20 protein-coding genes are annotated in these 25,760 nt (G+C 69.1%); 12 read left to right on the plus strand and 8 right to left on the minus strand.

What is annotated here, in order from left to right; translation table 11 throughout:
* Window positions 1-10: 10 nt before the first annotated feature.
* The 3 genes from ACSHSS_RS06725 to ACSHSS_RS06735 form a co-directional block, all read right to left on the minus strand.
* Window positions 11-1,045 carry a diguanylate cyclase gene (locus tag ACSHSS_RS06725; RefSeq protein WP_276538302.1) on the minus strand — a complete coding sequence of 345 codons (1,035 nt, stop codon included), beginning with the start codon at window positions 1,043-1,045 and terminating at the stop codon, window positions 11-13.
* A 54-nt stretch (window positions 1,046-1,099) separates the two neighbouring features.
* Window positions 1,100-2,104: a chemotaxis response regulator protein-glutamate methylesterase gene (locus ACSHSS_RS06730; RefSeq protein ID WP_445544758.1), complete on the minus strand. Its 1,005-nt coding sequence runs from the start codon at window positions 2,102-2,104 to the stop codon at window positions 1,100-1,102.
* A 450-nt stretch (window positions 2,105-2,554) separates the two neighbouring features.
* On the minus strand, window positions 2,555-2,779 hold the full coding sequence (locus tag ACSHSS_RS06735; RefSeq protein ID WP_006399758.1) for a hypothetical protein: 225 nt from the start codon (window positions 2,777-2,779) through the stop codon (window positions 2,555-2,557).
* A gap of 227 nt (window positions 2,780-3,006) precedes the next feature.
* Between ACSHSS_RS06735 and ACSHSS_RS06740 the strand changes: the two genes are divergently transcribed.
* Genes ACSHSS_RS06740 through ACSHSS_RS06750 form a run of 3 tightly spaced genes read left to right on the plus strand, consistent with a single transcriptional unit; the run spans window position 3,007 to window position 5,684 of the window.
* Window positions 3,007-3,696 (plus strand): DUF969 domain-containing protein, encoded by a 690-nt coding sequence (locus ACSHSS_RS06740; protein WP_217059763.1) that lies wholly within the window; start codon window positions 3,007-3,009, stop codon window positions 3,694-3,696.
* The gene (locus tag ACSHSS_RS06745) at window positions 3,693-4,643 is read left to right on the plus strand and encodes a DUF979 domain-containing protein (protein WP_006399760.1); all 951 of its coding nucleotides are present in this window, start codon (window positions 3,693-3,695) and stop codon (window positions 4,641-4,643) included. The genes ACSHSS_RS06740 and ACSHSS_RS06745 overlap by 4 nt, the downstream gene beginning before the upstream one ends.
* Before the next feature lie 18 nt (window positions 4,644-4,661).
* Complete coding sequence (locus ACSHSS_RS06750; RefSeq protein WP_217059765.1) at window positions 4,662-5,684, plus strand: DUF2891 domain-containing protein; 1,023 nt, start codon at window positions 4,662-4,664, stop codon at window positions 5,682-5,684.
* A gap of 98 nt (window positions 5,685-5,782) precedes the next feature.
* Here the strand turns inward: ACSHSS_RS06750 and ACSHSS_RS06755 are convergent, their stop codons facing one another.
* A complete protein-coding gene (locus tag ACSHSS_RS06755) occupies window positions 5,783-6,604 on the minus strand; it encodes an IclR family transcriptional regulator (RefSeq protein ID WP_006399762.1) in 822 nt (273 codons plus the stop codon).
* A 182-nt stretch (window positions 6,605-6,786) separates the two neighbouring features.
* Between ACSHSS_RS06755 and ACSHSS_RS06760 the strand changes: the two genes are divergently transcribed.
* The 7 genes from ACSHSS_RS06760 to ACSHSS_RS06790 all read left to right on the plus strand — a co-directional run bounded on the left by ACSHSS_RS06760 (window position 6,787) and on the right by ACSHSS_RS06790 (window position 18,201).
* Window positions 6,787-8,439, plus strand: a complete 1,653-nt coding sequence (locus ACSHSS_RS06760) for a GMC family oxidoreductase (protein WP_060114215.1) — start codon at window positions 6,787-6,789, stop codon at window positions 8,437-8,439.
* Window positions 8,440-8,565: 126 nt separating this feature from the next.
* Window positions 8,566-9,870 carry an MFS transporter gene (locus ACSHSS_RS06765; RefSeq protein ID WP_445544759.1) on the plus strand — a complete coding sequence of 435 codons (1,305 nt, stop codon included), beginning with the start codon at window positions 8,566-8,568 and terminating at the stop codon, window positions 9,868-9,870.
* A gap of 405 nt (window positions 9,871-10,275) precedes the next feature.
* Entirely contained in the window at window positions 10,276-11,685 is a 1,410-nt protein-coding gene (locus ACSHSS_RS06770) for an NAD(P)/FAD-dependent oxidoreductase (RefSeq protein WP_006399767.1), read from the plus strand.
* 191 nt (window positions 11,686-11,876) lie between these two features.
* Window positions 11,877-13,298, plus strand: a complete 1,422-nt coding sequence (locus tag ACSHSS_RS06775; RefSeq protein ID WP_006403866.1) for an amino acid permease — start codon at window positions 11,877-11,879, stop codon at window positions 13,296-13,298.
* A gap of 208 nt (window positions 13,299-13,506) precedes the next feature.
* Complete coding sequence (locus ACSHSS_RS06780; RefSeq protein ID WP_445544760.1) at window positions 13,507-16,443, plus strand: molybdopterin-dependent oxidoreductase; 2,937 nt, start codon at window positions 13,507-13,509, stop codon at window positions 16,441-16,443.
* 16 nt (window positions 16,444-16,459) lie between these two features.
* Window positions 16,460-17,203: a 4Fe-4S dicluster domain-containing protein gene (locus ACSHSS_RS06785; RefSeq protein ID WP_445544761.1), complete on the plus strand. Its 744-nt coding sequence runs from the start codon at window positions 16,460-16,462 to the stop codon at window positions 17,201-17,203.
* A 50-nt stretch (window positions 17,204-17,253) separates the two neighbouring features.
* Window positions 17,254-18,201 (plus strand): dimethyl sulfoxide reductase anchor subunit family protein, encoded by a 948-nt coding sequence (locus ACSHSS_RS06790; protein WP_445544762.1) that lies wholly within the window; start codon window positions 17,254-17,256, stop codon window positions 18,199-18,201.
* Between the two features lie 14 nt (window positions 18,202-18,215).
* On the opposite strand, the gene ACSHSS_RS06795 is transcribed toward ACSHSS_RS06790, so the two are convergent.
* The gene (locus ACSHSS_RS06795) at window positions 18,216-18,968 is read right to left on the minus strand and encodes an IclR family transcriptional regulator (RefSeq protein ID WP_053298768.1); all 753 of its coding nucleotides are present in this window, start codon (window positions 18,966-18,968) and stop codon (window positions 18,216-18,218) included.
* A gap of 188 nt (window positions 18,969-19,156) precedes the next feature.
* Here ACSHSS_RS06795 and ACSHSS_RS06800 point away from each other — a divergent pair, with 188 nt between their 5' ends.
* On the plus strand, window positions 19,157-20,143 hold the full coding sequence (locus ACSHSS_RS06800; RefSeq protein WP_012217220.1) for an AAA family ATPase: 987 nt from the start codon (window positions 19,157-19,159) through the stop codon (window positions 20,141-20,143).
* A complete protein-coding gene (locus ACSHSS_RS06805; protein ID WP_445544763.1) occupies window positions 20,140-21,861 on the plus strand; it encodes a cobaltochelatase CobT-related protein in 1,722 nt (573 codons plus the stop codon). The genes ACSHSS_RS06800 and ACSHSS_RS06805 overlap by 4 nt, the downstream gene beginning before the upstream one ends.
* Window positions 21,862-21,910: 49 nt before the next feature.
* Here the strand turns inward: ACSHSS_RS06805 and ACSHSS_RS06810 are convergent, their stop codons facing one another.
* The 3 genes from ACSHSS_RS06810 to xsc all read right to left on the minus strand — a co-directional run bounded on the left by ACSHSS_RS06810 (window position 21,911) and on the right by xsc (window position 25,645).
* On the minus strand, window positions 21,911-22,678 hold the full coding sequence (locus ACSHSS_RS06810; protein ID WP_217264454.1) for a sulfite exporter TauE/SafE family protein: 768 nt from the start codon (window positions 22,676-22,678) through the stop codon (window positions 21,911-21,913).
* Window positions 22,675-23,709 (minus strand): phosphate acetyltransferase, encoded by a 1,035-nt coding sequence (gene pta, locus ACSHSS_RS06815; protein WP_059876042.1) that lies wholly within the window; start codon window positions 23,707-23,709, stop codon window positions 22,675-22,677. The genes ACSHSS_RS06810 and pta overlap by 4 nt, the downstream gene beginning before the upstream one ends.
* Before the next feature lie 118 nt (window positions 23,710-23,827).
* A complete protein-coding gene (gene xsc / locus ACSHSS_RS06820; protein WP_006403857.1) occupies window positions 23,828-25,645 on the minus strand; it encodes a sulfoacetaldehyde acetyltransferase in 1,818 nt (605 codons plus the stop codon).
* Window positions 25,646-25,760 lie beyond the last annotated feature (115 nt).

The raw sequence follows: 25,760 nt of genomic DNA on the forward strand, positions 1-25,760 counted from the left end.
CCGCGCGCACTCAACGCGCGGGCGGCGGCGCGTCGACCTCGACGCGGTTGCGGCCGTCGTGCTTCGCGCGATAGAGCGCGCGGTCGGCGGCTTCGATCAGCGCCGTCGTCGGCAGGCCGGGCGCCGGCACGATGCTCGCGCCGCCGATGCTGACCGTCACGTGGCCGGCCGTCGACTGCCCGTGCTCGAGCCGCAGCGCGTCGACCGCGAGCCGTATCTTTTCGCCGAGCAGTCGCGCGGCGCCCGCCGACGTGCCGGGCATCACGACCGCGAACTCCTCGCCGCCGAAACGCGCGGCGAGATCGCCGGACGGGCGCAGGCACTGCGCGATGGTCGCCGCGACCTGCCGCAGTACGTGGTCGCCCGAGACGTGGCCGTACGTGTCGTTGTACAGCTTGAAGTGGTCGACGTCGATCATCAGCAGCGACAGCTCCGCGCGCTCGCGCGTGCAGCGCCGCCACTCGGCGGCCAGGTATTCGTCGAGATAGCGGCGGTTCGACAGCCCGGTCAGACCGTCCGAATGCATGAGACGCCGCAGTTCGAGATTGGCTTCGAGCAGTTGCTGCTGCGATTGCCGCAGTGCGCGGTAGGCATCGTCGCGCTGCAGCAGGTTCATGTACGAGCGCGAGTGGTAGCGGATGCGCGCGACGAGCTCGATGCGGTCCGGCAGCTTCACGAGATAGTCGTTCGCGCCGGCCGCGAACGCGGCGCGCTTGATCGTCGGCTCTTCCTGCGTCGAGAGGACGATGATCGGCACGTCGCGCGTCGCCGGATTCGCACGATACGCGTGCACGAGCGTCAGCCCGTCGGTGCCGGGCATCACGAGGTCCTGCAGGATCACGGTCGGGCGCGTATCGATCGCCGCGGCCATCGCGTCGTCGGAGCGCGCGCAGTAGTGGAAGTCGATGCCGGCCTCGTCGATGAGCGCGCGTCGCACGGCTTCCGCGACGATCGTCTGATCGTCGACCAGCAGCACCATCGCCGGTGCATCGGCGGGCGGGTACGGCGCGTGAACGGGCGGCAGGCGCGTCGGGTCGCTAGTCATGGTCGATGCGTGGGTCTGTCATGGCGGGAAGGGCGTCGGTGGGGCGCGGCAGGTTCAGATGCGCACGAGCGTCGCGAGTTCGCCCGCGATGCGCTCGAGCGGCAGGATCGCGCGCGCGGCGCCGAGCGTCGCGGCCGCCTTCGGCATCCCGTAGACGGCGCTGGTCGCTTCGTCCTGCGCGATCGTATGGTAGCCCTTCATCCGCAGCGCCTTGAGCCCGATCGCGCCGTCGCGGCCCATGCCCGTCAGCAGCACGCCGATCACGTTGCCGGACCAGTGCTCGGTCAGGCTGTTGAAGAACACGTCGACCGACGGCCGGTACGGCGTCGCGACGGGTTCGCACGTGTACGCGAGCGTGCCGGCGCGCGTCATCCGCAGATGATCGTCGGTCGCGGCGAGCAGCGCGACGCCCGGCTGCGGGCGGTCGCCTTCGCGCGCGACGCGCACGGTGAGCGGCGTCTGACCGTCGAGCCATTGCGCCATGCCTTCGGCGAACGCGCGATCGACGTGCTGGACGATCACGATCGGCGCATCGAAGTCGGCCGGCAGGCTGCCGAGAATCGCCGCGAGCGCGCCCGGGCCGCCGGCCGACGCACCGATCGCGACGAGCGGGCCGCCGTGCGTGCGATGCGTCGCGCAGCCGGCGCGCACGCCGCCCGGCGCGTCGAGCAGCCGGCCGATCTGGTCGATCTTCGCGAGCAGCAGATCGGCGGTGTCGCCGGCCGTGCCTTCGCGCAGCTGCGGCGTATCGACGGCGTCGAGCGCGCCGGCGCCCATCGCCTCGTACACGCGCCAGGTGTTCGCGCCGATGCTGCTCGTGACGATCAGGATCGCGCACGGGCGTGCGGAACGCATGATGCGCCGCGTTGCCTCGATTCCGTCGAACTTCGGCATGATCAGATCCATCAGCACGATGTCGGGCGGCTGTGCGGCGCAGAGCTCGACGGCTTGCGCGCCGTCGGTCGCGACCCACAGCACGCGGTGCTCGGGGCGCCGCGCGAGCACGCGGCGCAGTGCCTCGACGGCAAGCGGCAGGTCGTTGACGATGCCGATGTTCACAAGCGGGACTCTCCGGTCGGGTCGTTATCGTGAAGTTGGGCCGGTTTCATCGATGAGGGCCTGTTCGCGTGCGCCGCGCCGGCTTCGATGGCCGGGCGGCGCGGATTGTTTTCGGTTCGCATCGCCCCGCATGCTGTCATGCGGCGCGATTCGCGGCAATCGAAAAATGGGTGAGCGATGCGTTTGTCAGTGCGTTCGCGCACCGAACGCGCATGTCGGCAGCGTGCGGCGGCCAAGCCCGGCGGCGCCGGAAGCGGGGAATGCCGTGTTCGCACGGCGTACGAGGGGCTGCGCCGCGCCGCCGGCGGCGTCGGCGCGGGCCAGTCGAAAGCCGCGTCCAAGCCGCGCCGGGCGAAGCGGGCAATGAGCAACCGGCAGCGGTCAAGCGGCGGACATGCCCGATGCATGCGCATTGCCGCCGCATCGAACACCGACGGCGGCGGCCGCCGTTCAGTGGCTGCGCGCGTACCCCTGGATCAGTGCGCGCATCATGCCTTCGACCGTCGCATCGCGCAGGTCGGCCTCCTGCTCGGACGCCTCGACGAGGGCGGCATAGGCCGTGGCGAGCGTCACGCGGTCGACTTCGTGGCGCTGTTCCATCAGCGTCACCATGCCGTCCTTCGCCAGATGAGCGGAGAACGCGCGGCTGCCGATGGTCTGGAAAACGTCAATCATGGCGGCTCTCCCGAACGTTGCCGGTGCCTTCCAGTGTAGGTCGCGGCCGCACGCGGCGCCATGCGCGACGCAGCGCGCCGCGATCGCCGCCCGTTCAATGTTTACCCGAATCCACAAATCATCGATTTTTTATCGATAAATTCTCGTGATAGATTGCGCGCTCCGAACCCGGTCGAAACCGGGAACGCGGCGGCTCGTGGCGCCGCGCATTCAACGAAGGAGGCGTCATGCTGGTGCTGATTGGAGTACCGATCGTCGTGATGGGATTTGCGCTGCGCTTCAACGCGCTGCTGGTGGTGACCGTCGCGGGGCTCGCGACGGGGCTCGCGGCCGGAATCGGCATCGTCGACATCGTCAGCGCGTTCGGCAAGGCGTTCACCGACAATCGCTACATGGGGCTCATCTGGCTGACGCTGCCGGTCATCGCGCTGCTCGAGCGCAACGGGCTGAAGGAGCAGGCGAAGCGGATGATCTCGCGCGTGCATGCGGCCACGACGGGCCGCGTGCTGATGTTGTACTTCGTGCTGCGCCAGGCGACGGCCGCGCTCGGCCTCACGTCGCTCGGCGGGCACGCGCAGATGGTGCGGCCGCTGATCGCGCCGATGGCCGAGGCGGCGGCGGTCAGCCGCCACGGCGACCTGCCGGAGTCGGTGCGCCAGCAGATCCGCGCGCATGCGTCGGCCGCCGACAACGTCGCGGTGTTCTTCGGCGAAGACATCTTCATCGCGATCCAGTCGATCCTGCTGATCAAGGGCTTTCTCGAGCAGAACGGCATCGCGATCGAGCCGCTGCAGCTGTCGGTCTGGGCGATTCCGACCGCGATCGCGGCGTTGCTGATCCATTGCACGCGGCTCGCGCTGCTCGATCGGCGGCTCTCGCGCGGGCTGGCAGCGTTCGGGCGGGAGGGCGCGCGATGATCGGCCTCGAATCGCTGTACACGCTCGCGGGGCTGATGTTCGCGGCATTCGCCTGCTTCAATCTCGCCGATCGCACGAACGCGCGCCGCGTCTTCAACTTCGCATTCTGGGCGATCTACGCGGTCACGTTCCTGTTCGGTGCGAAGCTGCCGCATTTCGTGACCGGCTGCCTCGCGATCGCGCTCGCGCTGATCGCGGGCTCCGGCAAGCTCGGCCGCGGCCAGTGCGACGCGGCCGGCGAAGCGGCGTCGAGGCGGCGCGAAGCGGGCGCGCTGCGCTTCGGCAACCGGCTGTTCGTGCCCGCGCTGCTGATTCCGGCCGTCACGCTGATCGGCACGTTCGCGCTGAAGCACGTGCCGTTCGTCGACGCGAAGAGCGTGACGCTGATCTCGCTCGTGCTCGGCACCGTCGTCGCGTTCGTCGTCGCGCTCGCGATGCTGCGCGACTCGCCGGTGCACGCGCTGCGCGACGCGCATCACACGATGAACGCGGTCGGCTGGGCCGCGATCCTGCCGCAGATGCTCGCGGCGCTCGGCGCGTTGTTCGCGGTCGCGGGCGTCGGCGGCGTCGTGTCGGGGCTCGTGAAGGACTGGGTGCCGATCGATTCGCCGTTCGCGGTGGTCGCCGCGTATACGGTCGGCATGGCGCTGTTCACGATGATCATGGGCAACGGTTTCGCCGCGTTTCCGGTGATGACGGCCGGCATCGGGCTGCCGCTGATCGTCCATCAGTTCCACGGCAATCCGGCGATCCTCGGCGCGATCGGGATGCTGAGCGGCTTCTGCGGTACGCTGATGACGCCGATGGCCGCGAACTTCAACATCGTGCCGGCCGCGCTGCTCGAACTGAAGGACAAGAACGGCGTGATCAAGGCGCAATGGCCGACCGCCGTGCTGCTGCTCGCCGTGAACACGCTATTGATGTATGCGTTCGTGTTTCGTTTCTGACCCACCGACGAGATCCTCATGACCGACCGCCTCACGCCCGACCTCGCGTCGAAATTCGCCTCGCTCGCGCTCGCGCACCTTACGCGCGAATATCCGAACAAGCTCACGCATGCGCTCGCGGGCCCGCAGGACGTGCAGTCGCCGCGCGCACTGCATCCGATCTTCTACGGCAGCTACGACTGGCATTCGTGCGTGCACGGCTACTGGCTCGTGCTGCGCGTGCTCGAACGCCATCCGGCGCTGCCGGAAGCCGCGCGCATCGTCGACGTCGTCGATGCGCATTTCACCGATGCGAACGTCGCCGGCGAGCGCGCCTATCTCGCGCTGCCGCACAACGGCGGCTTCGAGCGGCCGTACGGCTGGGCCTGGCTGCTCGCGCTGTGCGGCCAGCTCGAGCGGCTCGCGCGACAGGGCACGGTGCCGCAGGCCGCGCGCTGGGAGAAGACGATGGCGCCGCTCGCCGAGCTGTTCGTCTCGCGCTTCGAAGCGTTCCTGCCGAAGGCGACCTATCCGCTGCGCGTCGGCACGCACTTCAACACCGCGTTCGCGCTGTCGCTCGCGCTCGACTTCGCGCGCGACACGCAGCGCGACGGACTTGCCGCGCTGATCGTCGATACCGCGCAACGCTGGCACCTGAACGACGTCGCGTGCCAGGCGTGGGAGCCGTCGGGCGACGAGTTCCTGTCGCCTGCGCTGATGGAAGCCGAGCTGATGCGGCGCGTGCTGCCGGCCGACGCCTTCGACGGCTGGTTCGCGCGCTTCCTGCCGGACCTCGCGCGCGGCGAACCGGCGACGCTATTCGAGCCCGCGACCGTCAGCGACCGCAGCGACGGCAAGATTGCGCATCTCGATGGCTTGAACCTGAGCCGCGCGTGGTGCCAGCGCTCGCTCGCGCGTGCGCTGCCGGAAGGCGACGCGCGCCGCACGAAGCTGCTCGACGCAGCCGAGCGCCATCTCGCGAGTGCGCTCGCGCATGTCGCGGGCGACTACATGGGCGAGCACTGGCTCGCGACGTTCGCGCTGCTCGCGATCGAAGCGTAAGCCTCATTCGCGGCCGCGCGATCGGCCGGTCATCGCGGCGCGATGCGTGTGTCTTGATCGCGGCTGCGCGGCGCGTGCCATGCGCGGCCGTGTCCTGCTCACGCGGGCTGCGCCGCGTCGGACGCATGCAGCAGCGGCGCGAGCCGGCTCGCCGCATCCTTCAGCTTCGGCACGGTCTCGAGCAGATCGGCGAGCGTCGCGCGCGCAGTCGGCGCATGCACGGCGAGCGCCGCGAGCACGCGTCCGCTCGCCGCATCCTTCACGGGCACCGCGACCGCCACCATCCCGCGCACGAATTCCTCGTTGTCGATGCCGACGCCGCGCACCGACAGCCGGTCGAGCTCGGCCGCGAGCAGTTGCGTATCGGTCAGCGTCCGGTAGGTCATCTTCTTCAGCGTGAGCCGCGCGAGCATCGCGTTGCGCTCCAGCGCGTTCATCTGCGACAGAAACAGCTTGCCGCTCGCCGTGCAATGCAGCGGCACGCGCATGCCGGGCCGCATTTCGAGCCGCAGCGGTTCGGTCGTTTCGACGCGTTCGACATACAGCACGGTGTCGCCGTCGAGGGCGGTCAGGTTGCAGGTCTCGCCGAGCACGTCGACAAGCGAACGCAGCACCGATCGGCAGCCGCGCGTGAACGTGTTGTTCGACAGCGCCGCGAGCGCGAATTGCGCGGCGCGCGGACCGAGCGCGATGCCGCGATCGTGGCCGCGCGAGTCGGGCATGTGGATCACGTAGCCGCGCGTTTCGAGCGATTCGATCAGCCGCAGCAGCGTCGCCTTCGGAATGTGCAGGCGCGCGGCGAGCTGCGACAGCGTATAGGGCTGACCGCCCGACGCGAGCGCTTCGAGGACGGCGAGCGCGCGCAGCACGCGCGCGTCGTCTGGGGCCGCATCGGGCGGCGCGGGGGCCGTATCGCGCATCTGTCTCCTCCGTCGGGATCGTCGTGCGTCCCGCGTCTGTGCTGCGTGAGAAATGAAACGAATTGAACGGTTTTTGTACCACATTCCCCGCGTGGACAATAAATCGGCTTGAACGTGTTCCGTGCGCTCAATAAATTTGGACAAAACATACCGAATTTTTCATATCGGAACGGAGACACGGAATGACACGCAGCTTCGACTATGTCGTGGTCGGCGCGGGATCGGCCGGTTGCGTCCTCGCCCATCGCTTGTCCGAGGGCGGCCGCCATACGGTCTGCCTGCTGGAAGCGGGCCCCGCGGACAACTACATGTGGATCCACGTGCCGATCGGTTACGGCAAGACGATGTTCCACCCCGTCTACAACTGGGGCTTTCATACCGATCCCGATCCGAACATGCACAACCGGCGGCTGTACTGGCCGCGCGGGCGCACGCTCGGCGGCTGCAGTTCGATCAACGGGCTGATCTACGTGCGCGGCCAGCAGCAGGACTACGACCATTGGGCCGCGCTCGGCAATCGCGGCTGGAGCTGGCGCGACTGCCTGCCGTACTTTCGGCGGCTCGAGCACAACACGCTCGGCGAAGGGCCGACGCGCGGCATCGGCGGCCCGCTGTGGGCGTCGACGATCCGCCAGCGTCACGAACTCGTCGACGCATTCATTGCCGCGTCGAACCGGCTCGGCGTGCGCAGCGTCGACGACTTCAATACCGGCGATCAGGAAGGCGTCGGCTACTACCAGCTGACGACACGCAACGGGCTGCGCTGCTCGACGGCGGTCGCGTATCTGAAGCCCGCGCGCGGGCGGCCGAACCTGCACGTCGAAACCGATGCGCAGGCGCTGAAGGTGCTGTTCGACGGCACGCAGGCACGCGGCGTGCGCTACGTGCGCCACGGCGAGACGCACGACGTGCACGCGCGGCGCGAGGTCGTGCTCGCGGCCGGCGCGCTGCAGTCGCCGCAACTGCTGCAGGTGTCGGGCGTCGGGCCCGCCGCGCTGCTGAACCGGCTCGGGATTCCGATCGTCGCCGATCGCGCGGGCGTCGGCGAGAACCTGCAGGATCATCTGCAGATTCGTCTGATCTACGAGGTCACGAAGCCGATCACGACGAACGACGCGCTGCATTCGTGGTTCGGCCGCGCGAAGATGGGGCTGCAATGGGCGCTGATGCGCGGCGGCCCGCTCGCAGTCGGCATCAATCAGGGCGGCATGTTCTGTCGCGCGCTGCCCGAATCGGCGACGCCCGACATTCAGTTTCATTTCTCGACGCTGTCCGCCGATTCGGCGGGCGGCAGCGTGCATCCGTTTCCCGGCTGCACGTATTCCGTGTGCCAGCTGCGGCCCGAATCGCGCGGCACCGTGCGCATCCGCACCGACGATGCGCGCGATGCGCCGTCGATCCAGCCGAACTATCTCGACACCGAACTCGACCGCCGCACGACGGTGGCCGGCGTGCGCTTCGCACGGCGCGTCGCGGCGACGGAGCCGATGGCGTCGCTGATGAAGCGCGAGGTGCGGCCCGGCGCCGATGCGCAGACCGACGACGAACTGCTCGAGTTCTGCCGCGAATACGGGCAGACGATCTTTCATCCGTCCGGCACCGCGAAGATGGGCGTCGCGAGCGATCCGCTCGCGGTCGTCGACGAGCGGCTGCGCGTCTACGGCACGCGCGGGCTGCGCGTGGTGGACTGCTCGATCATGCCGACGCTCGTGTCGGGCAACACCAACGTGCCGATCGTGATGGTCGCGGAAAAAGCGTCCGACATGATCCTCGAGGACGCACGCGAGGCCGACCGTGGCCGCAGCGTCGCGCCGGCCGTCGAAGCCGCCGCCTAGCGCGACACGCCGAATCGCCCGCGCGGCCCGTGCTCCTGCGCCCGGACGGCCGCCGCGCGCTCATCGGATGCCCCGCCGGTACGGCGTCGGGGCAGGTCGCGGCGCATCCACCCTGAAGGAGCTCGCATGGCAATCGATTCCCGGGTCGTCCGCCGCGTGGCCGCGGCCAGCGTGATCGGCGCGACGGTCGAGTGGTACGACTTTTTCCTGTACGGCGTCGTCGCCGGCATCGTGTTCGACAAGCAGTATTTCCCGGCCGACGATGCGTTCGTGTCGACGATGCTCGCGTATGCGACGTTCGCGGTCGGCTTCATCACGCGGCCGCTCGGCGGCCTCTTGTTCGGTCATCTCGGCGACCGCGTCGGCCGCAAGTCCGCGCTGATTCTGACGATGCTGATCATGGGCGTGTCGACGGCCGGCGTCGCGTTCCTGCCCACCTATGCGCAGATCGGCATGTGGGCGCCCGCGCTGCTCTTGACGCTGCGCGTGCTGCAGGGGATCGGCCTCGGCGGCGAGTGGGGCGGCGCGGTGCTGATGGCGTACGAATACGCGCCGCCGCATCGGCGCGGGCTCTATGCGAGCCTGCCGCAGATCGGGCTCGCGATCGGGCTGTGTCTCGCGGCCGGCGTCGTCGCCGCGCTGTCGCGCGTGCTGCCGGACGCCGCATTCCTGTCGTGGGGCTGGCGCATCGCGTTCGCGGCATCGCTGCTGCTCGTCGCGGTCGGCTTCTACATCCGCACGCGCGTGGCCGATACGCCCGAGTTCGTCGCACTGAAACGGCAGCGGCGCGACACGAAGCTGCCGGTCGTCGAGCTGCTCGGCAGCTACCGTCGCGCGATCCTGCTCGGCATGGGCGCGCGCTACATCGACGGCGTGTTCTTCAACGTGTTCGCGGTGTTCTCGATCGGCTACATGACGCGCAATCTGTCGATCTCGCGCGGCGACGCGCTGCTCGGCGTGATGAGCGCGGCGGTCGTGATGTGCGCGTTCATTCCCGTGTTCGGCAGCCTGTCCGACCGGCTCGGCCGAGCGAGCGTGTACCGCTGGGGCGCGACGCTTTGCGGGCTGTCGGTGCTGCCGGCGTTCTGGCTGCTGCACGCGCATTCGACGAACCTGCTCGCGGTGTGGCTCGCGCTCGTGATTCCGTTCGGGATTTTCTATGCGATGGCGTACGGGCCCGAGGCCGCGCTGTTTGCGGAGCTGTTCGACGCGAACGTCCGCTATACGGGCATTTCGTTCGTCTATCAGGTGTCGGGCATCTTCGCGAGCGGCATCACGCCGATCGTCGCGACCGCGCTGCTGCGTGCGAACGGCGGCGAGCCGTGGCTCGTCGGGGTTTACGTGATGCTCTCCGCACTGCTGTCGATCGTGTCCGCGCGCGCGATCGAGAAAAGCGGCGGTGTGGCCGGCGTCGCGGTGCGCGCGACCTGATCGCCGCGCGCCTGCGGCCGGCGGGGCGCGGCATTGCCGCGGCGCATGCCGCAGGCCGTGTGCGGACGCATCTGCGCGATCGCCGTGCGCGGCCGCGCGTGCGCAGGCAGCGGCTGCGTCGCGCCGCGCTCGCCGCGCCGGCAGGGGCCGCGCGCTGGTCCAAGCGAATCCGCCCGACTGGCCCTACCTGCGAAAAAACGGCCTGCCTACACTTTCCTCGACAGATCGCCGCATTGAAGCATCTGCGCTGGATCGACCCGAAGAGAACGATCAGGAGACAGGCATGACCAACAGGCAGTCGGCAGCATGCGCCCGTGCGGCGGATGCGCGCCCCGCAACCGTCAGTCGAATCGCCGTCGGCGCGCCGTGCGGCGTCGCGGCCGCCACCGTGTCGGAGGACTGACCATGTCGACCATCGAACGCACCGCGAGCGGCTTTGCGGCCGGACGCCAGCACGACACGCGCTACGATCCGACCTACGATCCGCTCGTGTCGCCCGGCCCCGGCTGCGGCAAGCAGTACGCGCCGACCTACTGGGTCGCGACGGCCGGCAGCCCGCCGCCCGACGACGGCCCCGTCACGCGCGACATGGACGTCGACGTCGCGATCATCGGCGCCGGCTACACGGGCCTCGCGACCGCGCTGTGCCTCGCCCGCGACCACGGTATCAAGGCGGTCGTGCTCGAAGCGAACCGCACGAGCTGGGGCTGCAGCAGCCGCAACGGCGGGCAGGGGCAGAACGCGTCGGGCCGCCTGTCGCGCTCGCAGTGGATCGAGCGCTGGGGCAAGGACGTCGCGCTGAAGATGCACGACGAGATCCTCGAAGGCTTCGAGCACTTCAAGTCGCTCGTCGCCGAAATCGACTGCGATCCGCAGCCCGGCGGCCACTTCCTGATCGCGCATCGTCCGCGCATCATGGCGAAGCTCGCGGCCGAGGCGAAGGTATGGAAGGACGTGTTCGGCTATCCGTCCGAACTGCTGAGCGCGGAGACGTTCCGCCGCGAATTCCTCAACGATCACGAAGCGGCCGGCGCGCTGCACGAGCCCGAAGGGATCGGCATTCATGCGCTGAAGCTCGCGTTCGGCTATCTGCGCCTCGCGCGCGAAGCGGGCGCGAAGGTCTATACGAGCAGCCCCGTGCTCGGCTTCGAGACAATCGGCGGCGTGCATCATCTGCGTACGCCGGGCGGTGTCGTGCGTGCGCGCGCGGTCGGCATCGCGACCGGCGCGTATACGGCGCAGACGCTCCATCCGTCGCTGCGCAGCAAGGTGATGCCGATCCTGTCCAATTCGATGGTCACGCGTCCGCTGACGGACGCGGAGATCGAAGCATGCAATTTCCGCACGACGCAGGTGCTGACCGACACGCGCACGCTGCGCTTCTACTACCGTTTTCTGCCCGATCGCCGGCTGCAGATCGGCAGCCGCAGCGCGATCACCGGCAGCGATGCGCCGAATCCGCGTCACCTCGACCTGCTCAAGGAAGGCATGGCGCGCAAGTTTCCCGCGCTGCGCGGCGTACAGATCGACTACTCGTGGTGGGGCTGGGTCGACGTCAGTCACGACATGATGCCGCGCGTCTGCCAGCCCGATCCGCATCAGTCGGTGTTCTACGCGCTCGGCTACGGCGGCAACGGCGTGTCGTACTCGCAGCAGGCCGGCCGGCGGCTCGCCGAGCGGATCGCCGGCAAGGGCGAGCGTCAGACGCTGCCGATTTTTACCTCGCCGCTGCCCGGTCATCCGTTCGCGCCGTTCCGGCGCATCGGGCAACGCATGCTCTACGTGTCGTACTTCAGGCGCGACGAGAAGCCCTGAGCGCGACCGCGCGCGGTGCACCGCGGACACCGCGGGCCCGCGCGATCGAATAACCCTCGACCGAATAACAACAGCAAGACCGATCCGTGCGGCCGGGGTCGCAGGACCTCGCTCGCCCGTCGACGGCGGCGCGCGTGCGATGCATCCCGTATCGCGCGAGCGGCGCCGGACAACCAGGATATGGAGAAGACATGCAACCCTCGAATCAGAGTGACCTGAAATGTGGCCTCAAGCAGCGCCACATGACGATGATCGCGCTTGGCGGCGTGATCGGTGCCGGGCTGTTCGTCGGCAGCGGCGTGGTGATTCAGCAGACCGGGCCGGCAGCGATCCTGTCGTTCCTGATCACGGGCGGGCTCGTCGTGCTCGTGATGCGCATGCTCGGCGAGATGGCCTGCGCGATGCCGGCCGTCGGTTCGTTCTATGAATATGCGCGGCTCGCGTTCGGCACCTGGCGCGGGCCCGGCAGGATGGCGGGCTTCCTGACCGGCTGGATGTACTGGTATTTCTGGGTGATCGTGGTCGCGCTCGAAGCGGTCGCGGGCGCGAAGCTGATCCAGTTCTGGCTACCCGACGTGCCCGCATGGATCATCAGTCTCGCGCTGCTGGTCGTGCTGACGCTGACGAACCTGATCTCGGTCGGCAGCTACGGCGAATTCGAGTTCTGGTTCTCGTCGATCAAGGTCGGCGCGATCATCGTGTTCCTGTTCCTCGGCGGCCTCTACGTGCTCGGTCTGTGGCCGTCGTCGATGCACACCACGGCGGTGCTGCCGACGCTGCTCGGTCACGGCGGCTTCATGCCGCTCGGCATCGGGCCGGTGATGAGCGGGGCCGTTGCGGCGACCGGTTTCTATTTCGGCGCCGAGATCGTCACGATCGCGGCGGCCGAGGCGCGCGAGCCGGCCAAGGCCGTTGCGAAGGCAACCAACTCGGTGATCACGCGCGTACTGGTGTTCTACGTCGGCTCGGTCGCGCTCGTCGTCGCGCTGGTGCCGTGGAATTCGCCGCAGATGTCGACGCCGTACGTCAGTGCGCTCGAAGTGATGGGGCTGCCGGCCGCAGCGAACGTGATGAACGCGATTGTGCTGACGGCCGTGCTGTCCGCGCTGAACTCGGGGCTGTACGCGGCGTCGCGGATGCTGTTCGCGCTGACGCGCCACGGCGACGCGCCGGCCGCGCTCGCGAAGGTCAGCAAGCGCGGTGTGCCGGTGCGCGCGATCCTGCTCGGCACGGTGTTCGGCTACGTGTCGGTCGTGATGTCCTACGTGTCGCCCGATACCGTGTTCGCGTTCCTCGTCAACTCGTACGGCACCGTCGCGATCTTCGTCTACGTGCTGATCGCGTTCTCGCAGCTGCGCCTGCGCAAGCGCCTCGATGCGGCCGCCGCCGCGAAGCTGCGCGTGAAGATGTGGGCGTATCCGTACCTGACGTGGGTCGCGATCGCCGGGATGATCAGCATCCTCGTCGCGATGGCCTTCATTCCCGATCAGCGCAAGCCGCTGTGGCTGGGCGTCGCGAGCCTCGCGGTGCTGCTCGTCGCCTATGCGCTCACGCGCCGCGGCCGCCGCGAGCATCTCGATGAAAGCGACCTGATCGCGTATCCGCCGCGCTGAGGCACGGCCGTACGCAGCGCCGAAGGCCCGGCGTTCCCGCCGGGCCTTTGCATGGGTGCGGCGCGTATCGATGCGCAAACAACTATCGCGCCGGCCGATAGCTTCGATCGGAGGATGCGACTTTTTGCGGGCGGCGCCCGCGCCTACGATAGACGGACCGATACACGCGTGCCCGCCGGGCACCGCGATCCGCGAACGAGGACAGACGATGGAGCAGCGTGCGCGCGCCCGCGACGAGCGGGCCGAAATCCGGACGACGACGTGCTACATGTGCGCATGCCGCTGCGGCATCCGCGTGCATCTGCGCGACGGCGAAGTCCGCTACATCGACGGCAACCCCGCGCATCCGCTGAACCAGGGCGTGATCTGCGCGAAGGGCTCGTCGGGGATCATGAAGCAGTATTCGCCCGCGCGGCTCACGCAACCGCTGATGCGCAAGCCGGGCGCGGAGCGCGGCGAGGCGCAGTTCGAGCCGGTGTCGTGGGAGGTCGCGTTCGACGTGCTCGAAAAGCGCCTCGCGCATCTGCGCGCGACCGATCCGAAGCGCTTCGCGCTGTTTACCGGCCGCGATCAGATGCAGGCGCTCACCGGGCTGTTCGCGAAGCAGTTCGGCACGCCGAACTACGCGGCGCACGGCGGCTTCTGTTCGGCGAACATGGCGGCCGGGATGATCTACACGATCGGCGGCTCGTTCTGGGAATTCGGCGGCCCCGATCTCGATCGCGCGAAGCTGTTCTTCATGATCGGCACGGCCGAGGATCATCATTCGAACCCGCTGAAGATCGCGCTCGCAAAATTCAAGCGCGCGGGCGGCCGCTTCATCGCGATCAATCCGGTGCGCACCGGTTATGCGGCGATCGCAGACGAGTGGATTCCGATCCGGCCGGGCACCGACGGCGCGCTGTTCATGGCGCTGATGCACGAGTTGATCGCGCGCGACGCGTTCGACACGGAGTTCGTCGCGCGCTTCACGAATGCCGGCGAACTCGTCGACTTGCGCGAGGACGCGGATACGTTCGGCCTGTTCGTGCGCGATCCCGCTGCGCCGGAAGTCAATCCGCTGTATCCGCAGAACCGCATGTGGTGGGACGTGAACACGCAGCGCGCGGTGCTGCATCACACCGAAGGCGCGGTGCCCGCGCTCGACGGCCGCTACGCGCTCGACGACGGCACGCCTGTCGCCCCGTCGTTCACGCTGCTGCGCGAGCAGGTCGCGCACTGCACGCCCGAATGGGCGGCCGACATCACGGGCATCGCGGCCGACACGATCCGCCGCCTCGCGCGCGAGATGGAGACCGTCGCGCGCGAACACGCGATCGAGCTGCCGGTGCGCTGGACCGATTCCTGGGGCAAGCAGCACGAGACGGTGAAGGGCGTGCCGATCGCGTTTCATGCGATGCGCGGGCTCGCCGCGCATTCGAACGGCTTCCAGACGATCCGTGCGCTCGCGGTGCTGATGTCGCTGCTCGGCACGATCGATCGGCCGGGCGGCTTCCGGCACAAGGCGCCGTATCCGCGCGCGGTGCCGCCGTCCGCGAAACCGCCGAACGATCCGGAGCAGGTGCGGCCGAACACGCCGCTCGCGACCGGCCCGCTCGGCTGGCCGGCCGGGCCGGAGGACCTGTTCGTGCATCCGGACGGTTCGCCGGCGCGGCTCGACAAGGCGTTCTCGTGGGAATACCCGCTCGCGGTGCACGGGCTCATGCATTCGGTCATCACGAACGCATGGCGCGGCGACCCCTATCCGATCGACACGCTGCTGATCTTCATGGCCAACATGGCGTGGAATTCGTCGATGAACACGACGGAAGTGCGCAAGATGCTGGTCGACAAGCGCGACGACGGTGAATACCGGATTCCGTTTCTCGTCGTCTGCGACGCGTTCGCGTCCGAGATGACGGCGTTCGCCGACCTGATCCTGCCCGACACGACCTATCTCGAACGGCACGACGTGATGTCGGTGCTCGATCGTCCGATCTCCGAATTCGACGGCCCGGTCGACTCGGTGCGCGTGCCGGTCGTGCCGCCGGCCGGCGAATGCAAGCCGTTCCAGGAAGTGCTGATCGAACTCGCGAGCCGGCTGAAGTTTCCGGCGTTCACGACGCCCGACGGTCGGCGCAAGTTCCGCGACTATCCGGACTTCGTCGTCAACTTCCAGACGGCGCCCGACTCGGGCACCGGCTTCCTGATCGGCTGGCGCGGACGCAACGGCGAGAAGGCCGTCGTCGGCGAGCCGAATCCCGAGCAGTGGCAGCGCTACGCGGAGAACAACTGCGTCTATCACTACCGGCTGCCGGAGTCGCTGCAATACATGCGCAACTGCAACGGGCCGTACATGGAGTGGGCCGTCGACAACGGCATGCGCAAGTTCGGCGTGCCGATCGTGATCCAGCTCTACTCGGACGTGATGCAGAAATTCCGGCTCGCCGCGCAAGGCCGCACGTCGGGGCGCCAGCCGCCCGACGCGCTGCGCGAGCGCATCGCGCGCTATTTCGATCCGCTGCCGTTCTGGTATCCGTCGCTCGAGCGCGGCCTGACCGACACGCAGCGCTATCCGCTCGCGGCGATCACGCAGCGGCCGATGGCGATGTATCACTCGTGGGACTCGCAGAATGCGTGGCTGCGGCAGATTCACGGCGAGAACCATCTGTTCGTGAATCCGGCGACCGCCGCCGCGCAGCAGATCGACGACGGCGCGTGGATCTACGTCGAATCGCCGTGGGGCAAGGTGCGCTGCCGCGCGCGCTACAGCGAGGCCGTCGAGCCCGGCACCGTGTGGACCTGGAACGCGATCGGCAAGGCGTCCGGCGCCTGGAACCTCGGCCCCGCTGCCGGCGAATCGCAGCGCGGCTTTCTGCTGAATCACGTGATCACCGACGAATTGCCGGACGCCGCACGCGACGGCGCGCGCATCTCGAACTCCGATCCGGTGACGGGGCAGGCCGGCTGGTACGACGTGCAGGTGCGCATCTATCCGGCCGAGGCCGATGCGCAGACGACGCTGCCGCAGTTCGCGCCGATGCCGGCGCTGCCCGGCTCGACGCGCGTACTGCAGCGCGTGCAGGCGTATTTCGCGGGCACCGGCGCATTCGCCGCGCGGCTGCGGCGTGCCGCGTCGCCGGGCCCGCAGTCGGACGACCGCTAAACGAAGGAGCGCAATCATGACCCAGATGGCTCTCGTCATCGACCTGAACGTGTGCGTCGGCTGCCATGCCTGCGTGACGAGCTGCAAGGAGTGGAACACGTCGGGCGAAGCCGGCAGTCTCGCCGACGTGCGGCCGTACGACGACGATCCGTCGGGCACGTTCTTCAACCGCGTACAGACGTACGAGGCCGGCGTGTTCCCGATGACCGACACGATCCACTTCCCGAAGTCGTGCCTGCATTGCGAGGATCCGCCCTGCGTGCCCGTGTGTCCGACCGGCGCGAGCTACAAGCGCAAGTCGGACGGGATCGTGCTCGTCGACTACGACAAGTGCATCGGCTGCAAGTATTGCGCGTGGGCGTGTCCGTACGGCGCGCGCGAGCTCGACGAAGCGCGCAAGGAGATGACGAAGTGCACGCTGTGCGCGGACCGCATCGACAACGCCGCGCTGCCCGAACGCGATCGCAAGCCGGCCTGCGTGCTCGCGTGCCCGACGTCCGCGCGGCTGTTCGGCGACGTGCACGATCCCGAGTCGGACGTGTCGCGCGCGATACGCGAGCGCGGCGGCTATACGCTGATGCCGGAGTGGGACACGCGGCCGTCGAACCACTACCTGCCGCGCGTCGCGACGCAGCCGTCGTGCGGCTGCGGCAGCGGCGGCAGCTGCGGCAGCGCGTCGAGCGCGGGCGAGGACGACTCGTTCGAGGCGCGCGCCGCGCGCGGCGACATCGACCTCGTCGCGCTCGCCGCGTCGCGCTGAGCGCGCGATCTTCATACGCTTACTTCACTGCATCGACGGAGCCGACCATCATGCGTCCAGCCTTTTCGGTCGTTTTTCTCACTACGCTGTGCGGCGCGGCGCAGGGCCTGCTGCTCACGCTCGTCGCGGTCGAGGCGCTCGCGCGCGCGACGGGCGCCGACGTCGGCAACGCGTTCTACGTGACGGGCGCCGCGCTCTCGGTCGCGCTTGGCGCGCTCGGCCTGTTCGCGTCGTTCTTCCATCTCGGCCATCCGGAGCGCGCCTGGCGCGCGATCGCGATGTGGCGCACGTCGTGGCTGTCGCGCGAATGCATCGCGCTGCCGGTGTTTCTTGCGTGCGCGTTCGCCTACGGCGCCGCGCATGCGCTCGGCTGGCGCGGCACGCTGCCGATCGGCGCGGCGGCCGCGCTCGCGAGCGTCGCGCTGTTCGTCTGCACCGCGATGATCTATGCGTGCCTGCGCTTCCTGCAGGAGTGGGCGAGCCCGCTGACGCTCGTGAACTTCGTGCTGCTCGGCTGCGCGTCGGGTTGCACGCTCGCGACCGCATGCGCCGCGTGGCTCGCACCGTCGCTCGTCGCCGCGCTGGCGCCGGCCGCCTGCGCGCTGACGCTCGCGGGCGGCGCGACACGGCTCGCGTCGCTGGCGCGCAATGCGCGGCTGCGGCCGAAGTCGACCGTGCAGAGCGCGACCGGCATCCGGCAGGCGAAGGTCGAACAGAAGTCGCGCGGGTTCACGGCCAGCGCGTTCAATACGCGCGAATTCTTCCACGGCAAGGGCGCCGGCACGCTGCGTGCGGTGAAGGCCGGCTTCCTGCTCGGCGCGTTCGCAGTGCCGTTCGTGCTGACCGGCGCGCTCGCGCTTGCGCCGACGTCGGCGCTCGCGGCCGCGATACTCGGTGCGGCGTTCGTGATCCAGTATGCGGGGCTCGTCGCGGAGCGGTGGTTCTTTTTCGCGGATGCGCACCATCCGCAGAACATCTACTACCAGCGCGCATCATGATGCGCGGCGCGGTGCTAGAACGTTTCGGCGAGCGCCCGCGCGGCCTCCTGCACGCGCGGCGCGCTGTCGAGCAGCCGCGACAGCGGCGCGCGCGACACGGGCGCATGCACGGCGACGGCGGCGACGCACGCGCCTTGCGCATCGACGATCGGCGCGGCGATGCAGACGATGCCGGGGACGAACTCCTCGTTGTCGATCGCGAGCCCGCGATGCGCGATGCGGTCGAGCTCGGCCTCGAGCAGCGCCGGATCGGCGATCGTGTTCGGCGTATGGCGCGGCAACGGCATCGCGCGCAGCAGCGCGTTGCGCTCGTCGCGCGGCAGCAGCGCGAGCAGCAGCTTGCCGCTCGCGCTGCAGTGCGCGGGCACGCGCGAGCCGGGCTTCAGGTCGAGCCGCAGCGGCCAGTCGGCCTCGACGCGGTCCAGATAGACGACGTCGGTGTCGTGCAGCATCGTCAGGTTGCAGGTTTCGCCGAGATCGGCGACGAGCCGCGCGAGGATCGCATGGCGCAGCCGCCGCGCGCCGGCATTGAGCATCACGCGCGCCCCGAGCCGCGCGAGCCGCGGGCCGACCGCGTAGGCGTTCCTGCGGCCCGGCTCGCGGATCACGAGGCCGCCCGCTTCGAGCGACGCGAGCATCCGGTGCAGCGACGCCTTCGGCATGTCGACCTCGCGCGCGAGATCGGCGAGCGACACGGCATCGCCCGCCTGGACCAGGTGTTCGAGCAGCGCAAACGCGCGCAGCGTGGGCGTATCGGCGGGAAGCATCGGCAGCATCGTTCCGGAAAATGGACTGCGGCCATTGTACCGAACGGCCCCGCACACGCGCCGCGCGGGCCGGCGTGCCGCGCGAAGCGGCCCGCATTTCACGCAACGGAACGGATCGTTCCGCAAACGGGGCGACGCGCATCGCATCGGCGCGCGTCCGGCCCGCAACGACAGAGGAGCGCAACGCAATGGAAGCGGTAGCGAGCAAGCCGGACTGCATGGTGTCGGTCCGCGAGCGGTTCGGCATCGATTCGGACCTGACGGTGCCCGCGTTCAGCGTGCGCGACGATCACGTGCCGGACGTCGACGACGCGTATCGATTCAATCCCGACGTGACGCTCGCGATTCTCGCCGGCTTCGCGCGCAACCGGCGCGTGCTCGTGCAGGGCATGCACGGCACCGGCAAGTCGACGCATATCGAGCAGGTCGCCGCACGGCTGAACTGGCCGTGCGTGCGCGTGAACCTCGACGGCCATATCAGCCGGCTCGACCTCGTCGGCAAGGACGCGATCGTCGTGCGCGACGACGTGCAGGTGACCGAGTTCCAGGAGGGCATCGTGCCGTGGGCGCTGCAGCGGCCGGTCGCGCTCATCTTCGACGAATACGACGCGGGGCGGCCCGACGTGATGTTCGTGATCCAGCGGATTCTCGAGCGCGACGGCAAGTTCACGCTGCTCGACCAGAATCGCGTGATTCATCCGCATCCATCGTTTCGGCTCTTCGCGACCGCGAACACGGTCGGGCTCGGCAATCTGAACGGCCTGTATCACGGCACGCAGATGCTCAATCATGCGCAGATGGACCGCTGGAACGTGGTCGCGACGCTCGACTACCTGCCGCGCGACGAGGAGATCGGCATCGTGCGCGCGCGCGTGCCGGCGCTCGCGGACGAAGCGGGCCGCACGCTGCTCGAATCGATGGTCAGCCTCGCCGAACTGACACGCAACGGTTTCGCGACCGGCGACGTGTCGACGCTGATGTCGCCGCGCACCGTGATCGACTGGGCCGAGAACTGCCAGATCTTCCGCGATCCGGCGCTTGCGTTTCGCCTCACGTTCCTGAACAAGTGCGACGACGCGGAGCGGCCGATCGTCGCCGAGTACTACCAGCGCTGCTTCGGCGACGAGCTCGCGATCGGGGCGCGGGTCGGTAGCGAGCCGGGAGCCGCGCGGTGAGCGCCGAGCGCGACGCGGCGCGGCGCGCGCTCGCGCACGAGACGCTCGGCGCGGCCGCCGTGCGCGCGATGACGCGCGACGCGACGCTGCACTACCGCGCGGGCCGCGTATGCCGCGCGCTTCGGCCGCTGCCGATCCATGCACCGCATCTGCGCGCGCAGGCGGCCGACGACGATCGTGCGTCGTGGCGTGGCGCCGCGGACGGCGCTGCATTGCGCATCCTCCATTCGGATCCCGATTTGCATCGCGCGCGGCTCGGCGACGATCCGGTCGAGCGCGTGCTGTTCGAAATGCTCGAGCAGCTGCGCTGCGAATCGCTCGCGCCGCCGGCGCTGCGCGGTGTCGTGCAGAACCTGCGGCACCGGTTCGAAGCGTGGTCGCGCACGTTCCATCTGTCGGGGCAGGCCGACACGCATGTCGGCATCCTCGTATACACGGTCGTGCAGATCGCATGGTCGCGGCTGTCCGGCTGGCCCGTGCTCGACGAAACCGAAGACCTGATCGAAGCGTCGCGCGCGGCGATCGTGCCGCAGATCGGCACGCAGCTTGCCGCGCTGCGCCGCTGCCGGCACGATCAGCGCGCATTCGCCGTGCATGCGCTCGCGCTCGCGCGCCGGATCGCGGCGATGATCCGCGACGCACGCGCGTCGGTCGTCGACACCGATCCGAACGACTCGCGCGAGCCCGACGACGCGCTCACGCAGTTCTCGTTGTGGGTCGATTTCGACGATACGGGCGTCGACCTGCCGGCGCTCGTCGAAACGGGCGACAGCGCCGTGCTGCACGGTGGCGACGGCGTCTATCGCGCCTATACGACGCGCTACGATCGCGAGCTGAAGCCGGCCGCGCAGATCCGCGCGGCGCTGCTGCGCGAGTATCGCGAACGGCTCGACGCGCAGATCGCCGCGCAGCGGATCAACGTGCCGCGGCTCGCGCGTATGCTGCGTGCGGCGCTGGTCGTGCCGCAGACGGACGGCTGGTCGTTCGGCGAGGAGCACGGCCGCCTCGACGGCCGGCGGCTCGCGCAGCTGGTCAGTTCGCCGGCCGAGCGACGGCTGTTCCGGCTCGAGCGCGTCCGGCCGCGCGCCGACTGCGCGCTGACCTTCCTGATCGATTGTTCGGGGTCGATGAAGACGTGGATCGACGCGGTCGCGCTGACGGTCGATACGCTCGTGCGCGCCGGCGATGCCGCAGGCCTCGCGACCGAGGTGCTCGGCTTCACGACCGGCGCCTGGAACGGCGGCCGCGTGCGGCAGGAATGGCTCGCGCGCGGCAAGCCGCGCCATCCGGGCCGCCTGAACGAGGCGTGTCATCTGGTGTTCAAGGATGCGGCGACGCGCTGGCGCCACGCGCGCACCGGCATCGCCGCGCTGTTCAAGGCCGACCTGTTCCGCGAAGGGATCGACGGCGAGGCGGTCGAATGGGCGTGCGCGCGACTGGCCGCGCGACCGGAGGCGCGCCGCATCCTCGTGGTGATCTCGGACGGCAGCCCGATGGACGGCGCGACCGCGCTCGCGAACGATCCGTTCTATCTCGACAATCATCTGAAGCAAGTCGTCGCACGCGCGGAAGCGGCCGGCCGCGTCGAAGTGCTCGGGCTTGGCGTCGGTCTCGATCTCGGTCCGTACTATCGCCACCGGCTCGCGATCGACCTGACGTCCGCGCCCGACATGAAGCGGCTTGCCGAAATTGCCTGCTGGATCGGCGCACGGCGATGAGCGCGCGAGCCTCGCGGCGCGCCGGGCGCGAAGGGCGCGATGCAGCCGCTTACGCGCGATGCAGCAGCGGCGGCAGCGAGGTCGCGATCAGCCCGCAGCCGATCGCCACCAGCACGCCGAACGCGAGCCGGCGTGTCGCGACGGGCGACAGCGGCGGCGGATAGCGGCGCGCGGCGACCGTCGTCAGCATCACGACCGGCGTCGCTAGCGCCGCGAGCAGCCAGATGTCGCGATCGAGCCGGCCTTCGCACAACGTGTAGAGCACGCGCGTCGCGGAGGTCGTCGTAAACAGCACGATCAGCGCGCAGCGGATCTGCACGAGCGTCAGCGGCTGCCGATAGAACTGGAAGATCAGCGGTGGCCCCGACACGCCGAACAGGCCGCTCAGCAGCCCGCCGAACACGCCGCTCATGAAGAAGCTGCGATTGTCGGAGCGCACGTCGAGCGGCGCCGGCCGCAACGCGGCGCTGACGCCGCCGTACAGCACGACCGCACCGAGGATCAGCTGCAGCAGGTCGGCCGCCGACCGGCTCAGGCATTCGAGCAGCACCACGCCCGCGACGACCGACGGCAGGATGCCGAGCGTCGCCGCGCCGACCGCGCGCCAGTCGATGTGATGGAGGCGGCCGGGCAGCGCCGTCGCGCCGTTCGCGAGCGACACGATGCTCATCAGCGTCGCGACCGTCGCGAGCGGCGCAAGGCCGAAGCCGCTCGTCGCGCCCATCACGATCATCCCGAGCCCGAAGCCCGTGACGGTCTGGAAGTAGCTGCCGGCGCCGATCAATGCGATCAGGATCGCCAGTTTGTCGGCGGTCATGCGGGTGCCGCCTCGCTCGCCGCGACGCGTTGCGCGGCGGCCTGCGCCTGCACGGTCGTCGCGGCGATCACGTGATAGACGTCGTCGGCGCTGCAGCCGCGCGACAGGTCGTTCGCGGGCCGGCGCAGCCCCTGCAGCAGCGGGCCGACCGCCTTCGCGCGGCCGATCCGCTCGGCGAGCTTGTAGCCGATGTTGCCGGCTTCGAGGCTCGGGAACACGAGCACGTTCGCGTGCCCGCCGACCTGCGAATGCACGATCTTGCGCTCGGCGATTTCCGCGACGATGGCCGCATCGAGCTGCACGTCGCCGTCGATCGCGAGCGTCGGCCGCTGCGCGCGCACGCGCTCGGTCGCGGCCGTCACCTTGTCGACGGCTGCGTGATGCGCGCTGCCGCTCGTCGAGAACGACAGCATCGCGACGCGCGGCGTCTCGCCGAGCAGCGCCTGCGCGCTATCGGCGGCGGCCATCGCGATTTCGGCGAGCTGCTCGGCATCCGGATCGACGACGAGCGCGCAATCGGAGAAGATCAGTCCGCCCTTGATCGTGTGGAACGGTTCGCAGAGCATCATCAGGAAGAAGCTCGATACGAGACGGAACGCCGGATCGACGCCGATCAGCTGGATCGCCGCGCGCACGACGTCGGCCGTCGCGTGCACGGCGCCCGCGACCGAGCCGTCCGCGTCGCCGAGCCGCACCATCAGGTTCGCGTGACACAAGGGGTCGAGCACCGCGTCGCGCGCGGCGTCGGCCGTCATGCCCTTGTTCTTGCGCAGCGCATGGAGCGTGTCGGCATACGTGTCGCGCGACGCGGAGGCGGCCGGATCGACGAGCGTCATCCCGTCGAGCGACACGCCGTCGCGTGCGGCGGCCGCGTGGATCGCCGCGCGCGGGCCGACGAGCACGATGTGCGCGATGCCGTCGCGCGTCGCGCGTGCGGCGGCCGCGAGCACGCGCGGATCGTCGGCTTCGCTGAGCGCGATGCGCATCGGCCGGCGACGCGCGGATTCGAGAATGCGGTCGAGAGCTTTCATCGGAAACTCGCAGAAGGAAAAACGGCCGGAAGCGGCGGCCCGCACGGGGCACGGCATCCGGCCGGGGACCGGCCGCGCGAGTCGCGCACGGCCGGCGTCATGCGTCGGCGACGCGGCGTTACACGTAGTCCTTGTACTTGTCGAGGATGCGGACCGGCTTCGACAGCGCATCGCGGCGGAACGGATCGCCGAGTTCGCGGGTGCACATGATCTCGATGATCGTCGTCTTGCCCTCGTTCATCTGCATGTCGATCGCGCGCTTCAGGGCCGGGCCGACGTCCTCGAGACGATCGACGACGATCCCTTCGGCGCCCATCGCACGCGCGATCGCCGCGAAGCTCTGGTTGTCGAGCTCGCCCGCGACGAAGCGACGGTTGTAGAAGTCGACCTGGTTCTTCTTCTCGGCGCCCCACTGGCGGTTGTGGAACACGACGGCCGTGACCGGAATGTTGTGACGCACGCAGGTCATCGTCTCCATCAGGCTCATGCCCCATGCGCCGTCACCCGCATACGAGACGGCCGGGCGGTGCGGCGCGGCGACCTTCGCGCCGATGATGGTCGGGAACGCGTAGCCGCAGTTGCCCCAGCTCATCGCCGCGAAGAAGCTGCGCGGCTTGTTGAAGCGCAGATAGCTGTTCGCGACCGAGTTGATGTTGCCGATGTCGGTGGACACCATCACGTCCTCGGGCATTGCCTTCTCGAGCTCGCGCAGCACCTGGCGCGGATGCAGATACTGGCCGCCGTTGAAGGTCTTCTCGTGCTTCTGCTCCTCGATCATGTCGAGGCTGAACGCGTCGCGCTCGTGCGTCCATTCGTCGAGTTCCTTCTCCCACGCGGCCTTCTCGGTCGCGATCTGGTCGGCGCGTTCGCCGCGCGTCGCATCGCATGCGAGCGTGCGGCCAGCGAGACGCTGCGTGAGCGCGACCGCCGCGGCCTTCGCGTCGCCGCAGATGCCGACCGAGATCTTCTTCACGAGGCCGAGCATCTTGTGATCGGCGTCGATCTGGATGATCTTCGCGTCCTTCGGCCAGTAGTCGAGCCCGTGCTGCGGCAGCGTGCCGAACGGGCCGAGCCGCGAGCCGAGCGCGATCACGACGTCCGCGCGCGACAGCAGCTTCATCGCGGCCTTCGAGCCCTGGTAGCCGAGCGGGCCGCACCAGAGCGGATGATTCGCCGGGAACGAGTCGTTGTGCAGGTAGCTGTTGACGACCGGCGCGCCGAGCCGTTCGGCGAGCGCCTTGCATTCCTCGACCGCGTCCGCCATCACGACGCCGCCGCCCGAGATGATCACGGGGAATTTCGCCTGCGCGATCAGCTCCGCCGCATCGTTCAGGCTTTGCTCGCCGCCGGGGCCGCGATCGAGCTTGCGCGGCTGCGGAATCTCGACCTTGATCTTGCCGTAGAAGTAGTCGCGCGGAATGTTGAGCTGCGTCGGCCCCATCTCGGCCTGCGCGCGGTCGAAGCAGCGCGCCGTGAATTCGGCCATGCGCGCCGGGTGCGTGACGTGACCCTGGTACTTCGTGAATTCCTGGAACATCGGCAGCTGGTTCGCTTCCTGGAAGCCGCCGAGGCCGATGCCCATCGTGCCGGCTTCCGGCGTGACGATCACGACCGGGCTGTGCGCCCAGTACGCGGCCGCGATGGCGGTGACGCAGTTGCTGATGCCGGGGCCGTTCTGGCCGATCACGACGCCGTGGCGGCCCGACACGCGCGCATAGCCGTCGGCCATGTGGCCGGCGCCCTGTTCGTGCACGACCGGGATCAAGCGGATGCCGGCCGGCGCGAAGATGTCCATCGCGTCCATGAACGCGGAGCCCATGATGCCGAACATGTCGGTCACGCCATTCGCGGCCAGGGTCTCGACGAAGGCTTCGGACGGCGTCATGTCCTGCGGGCCGCTGGACGACGCGCGCTGGGAAGAGGTGTGTTCGCTCATGGGGTGTCTCCGAGATTGTTCAATTAACGGAACATCATGTTCCGGATACTAGTTTCAGGCGATGCCGGGTCAAGCGATTCCGCTGTCGGCTCAGGAATATGGAATGAAATGAAAT

This window comes from Burkholderia sp. BC1 (assembly GCF_052683555.1).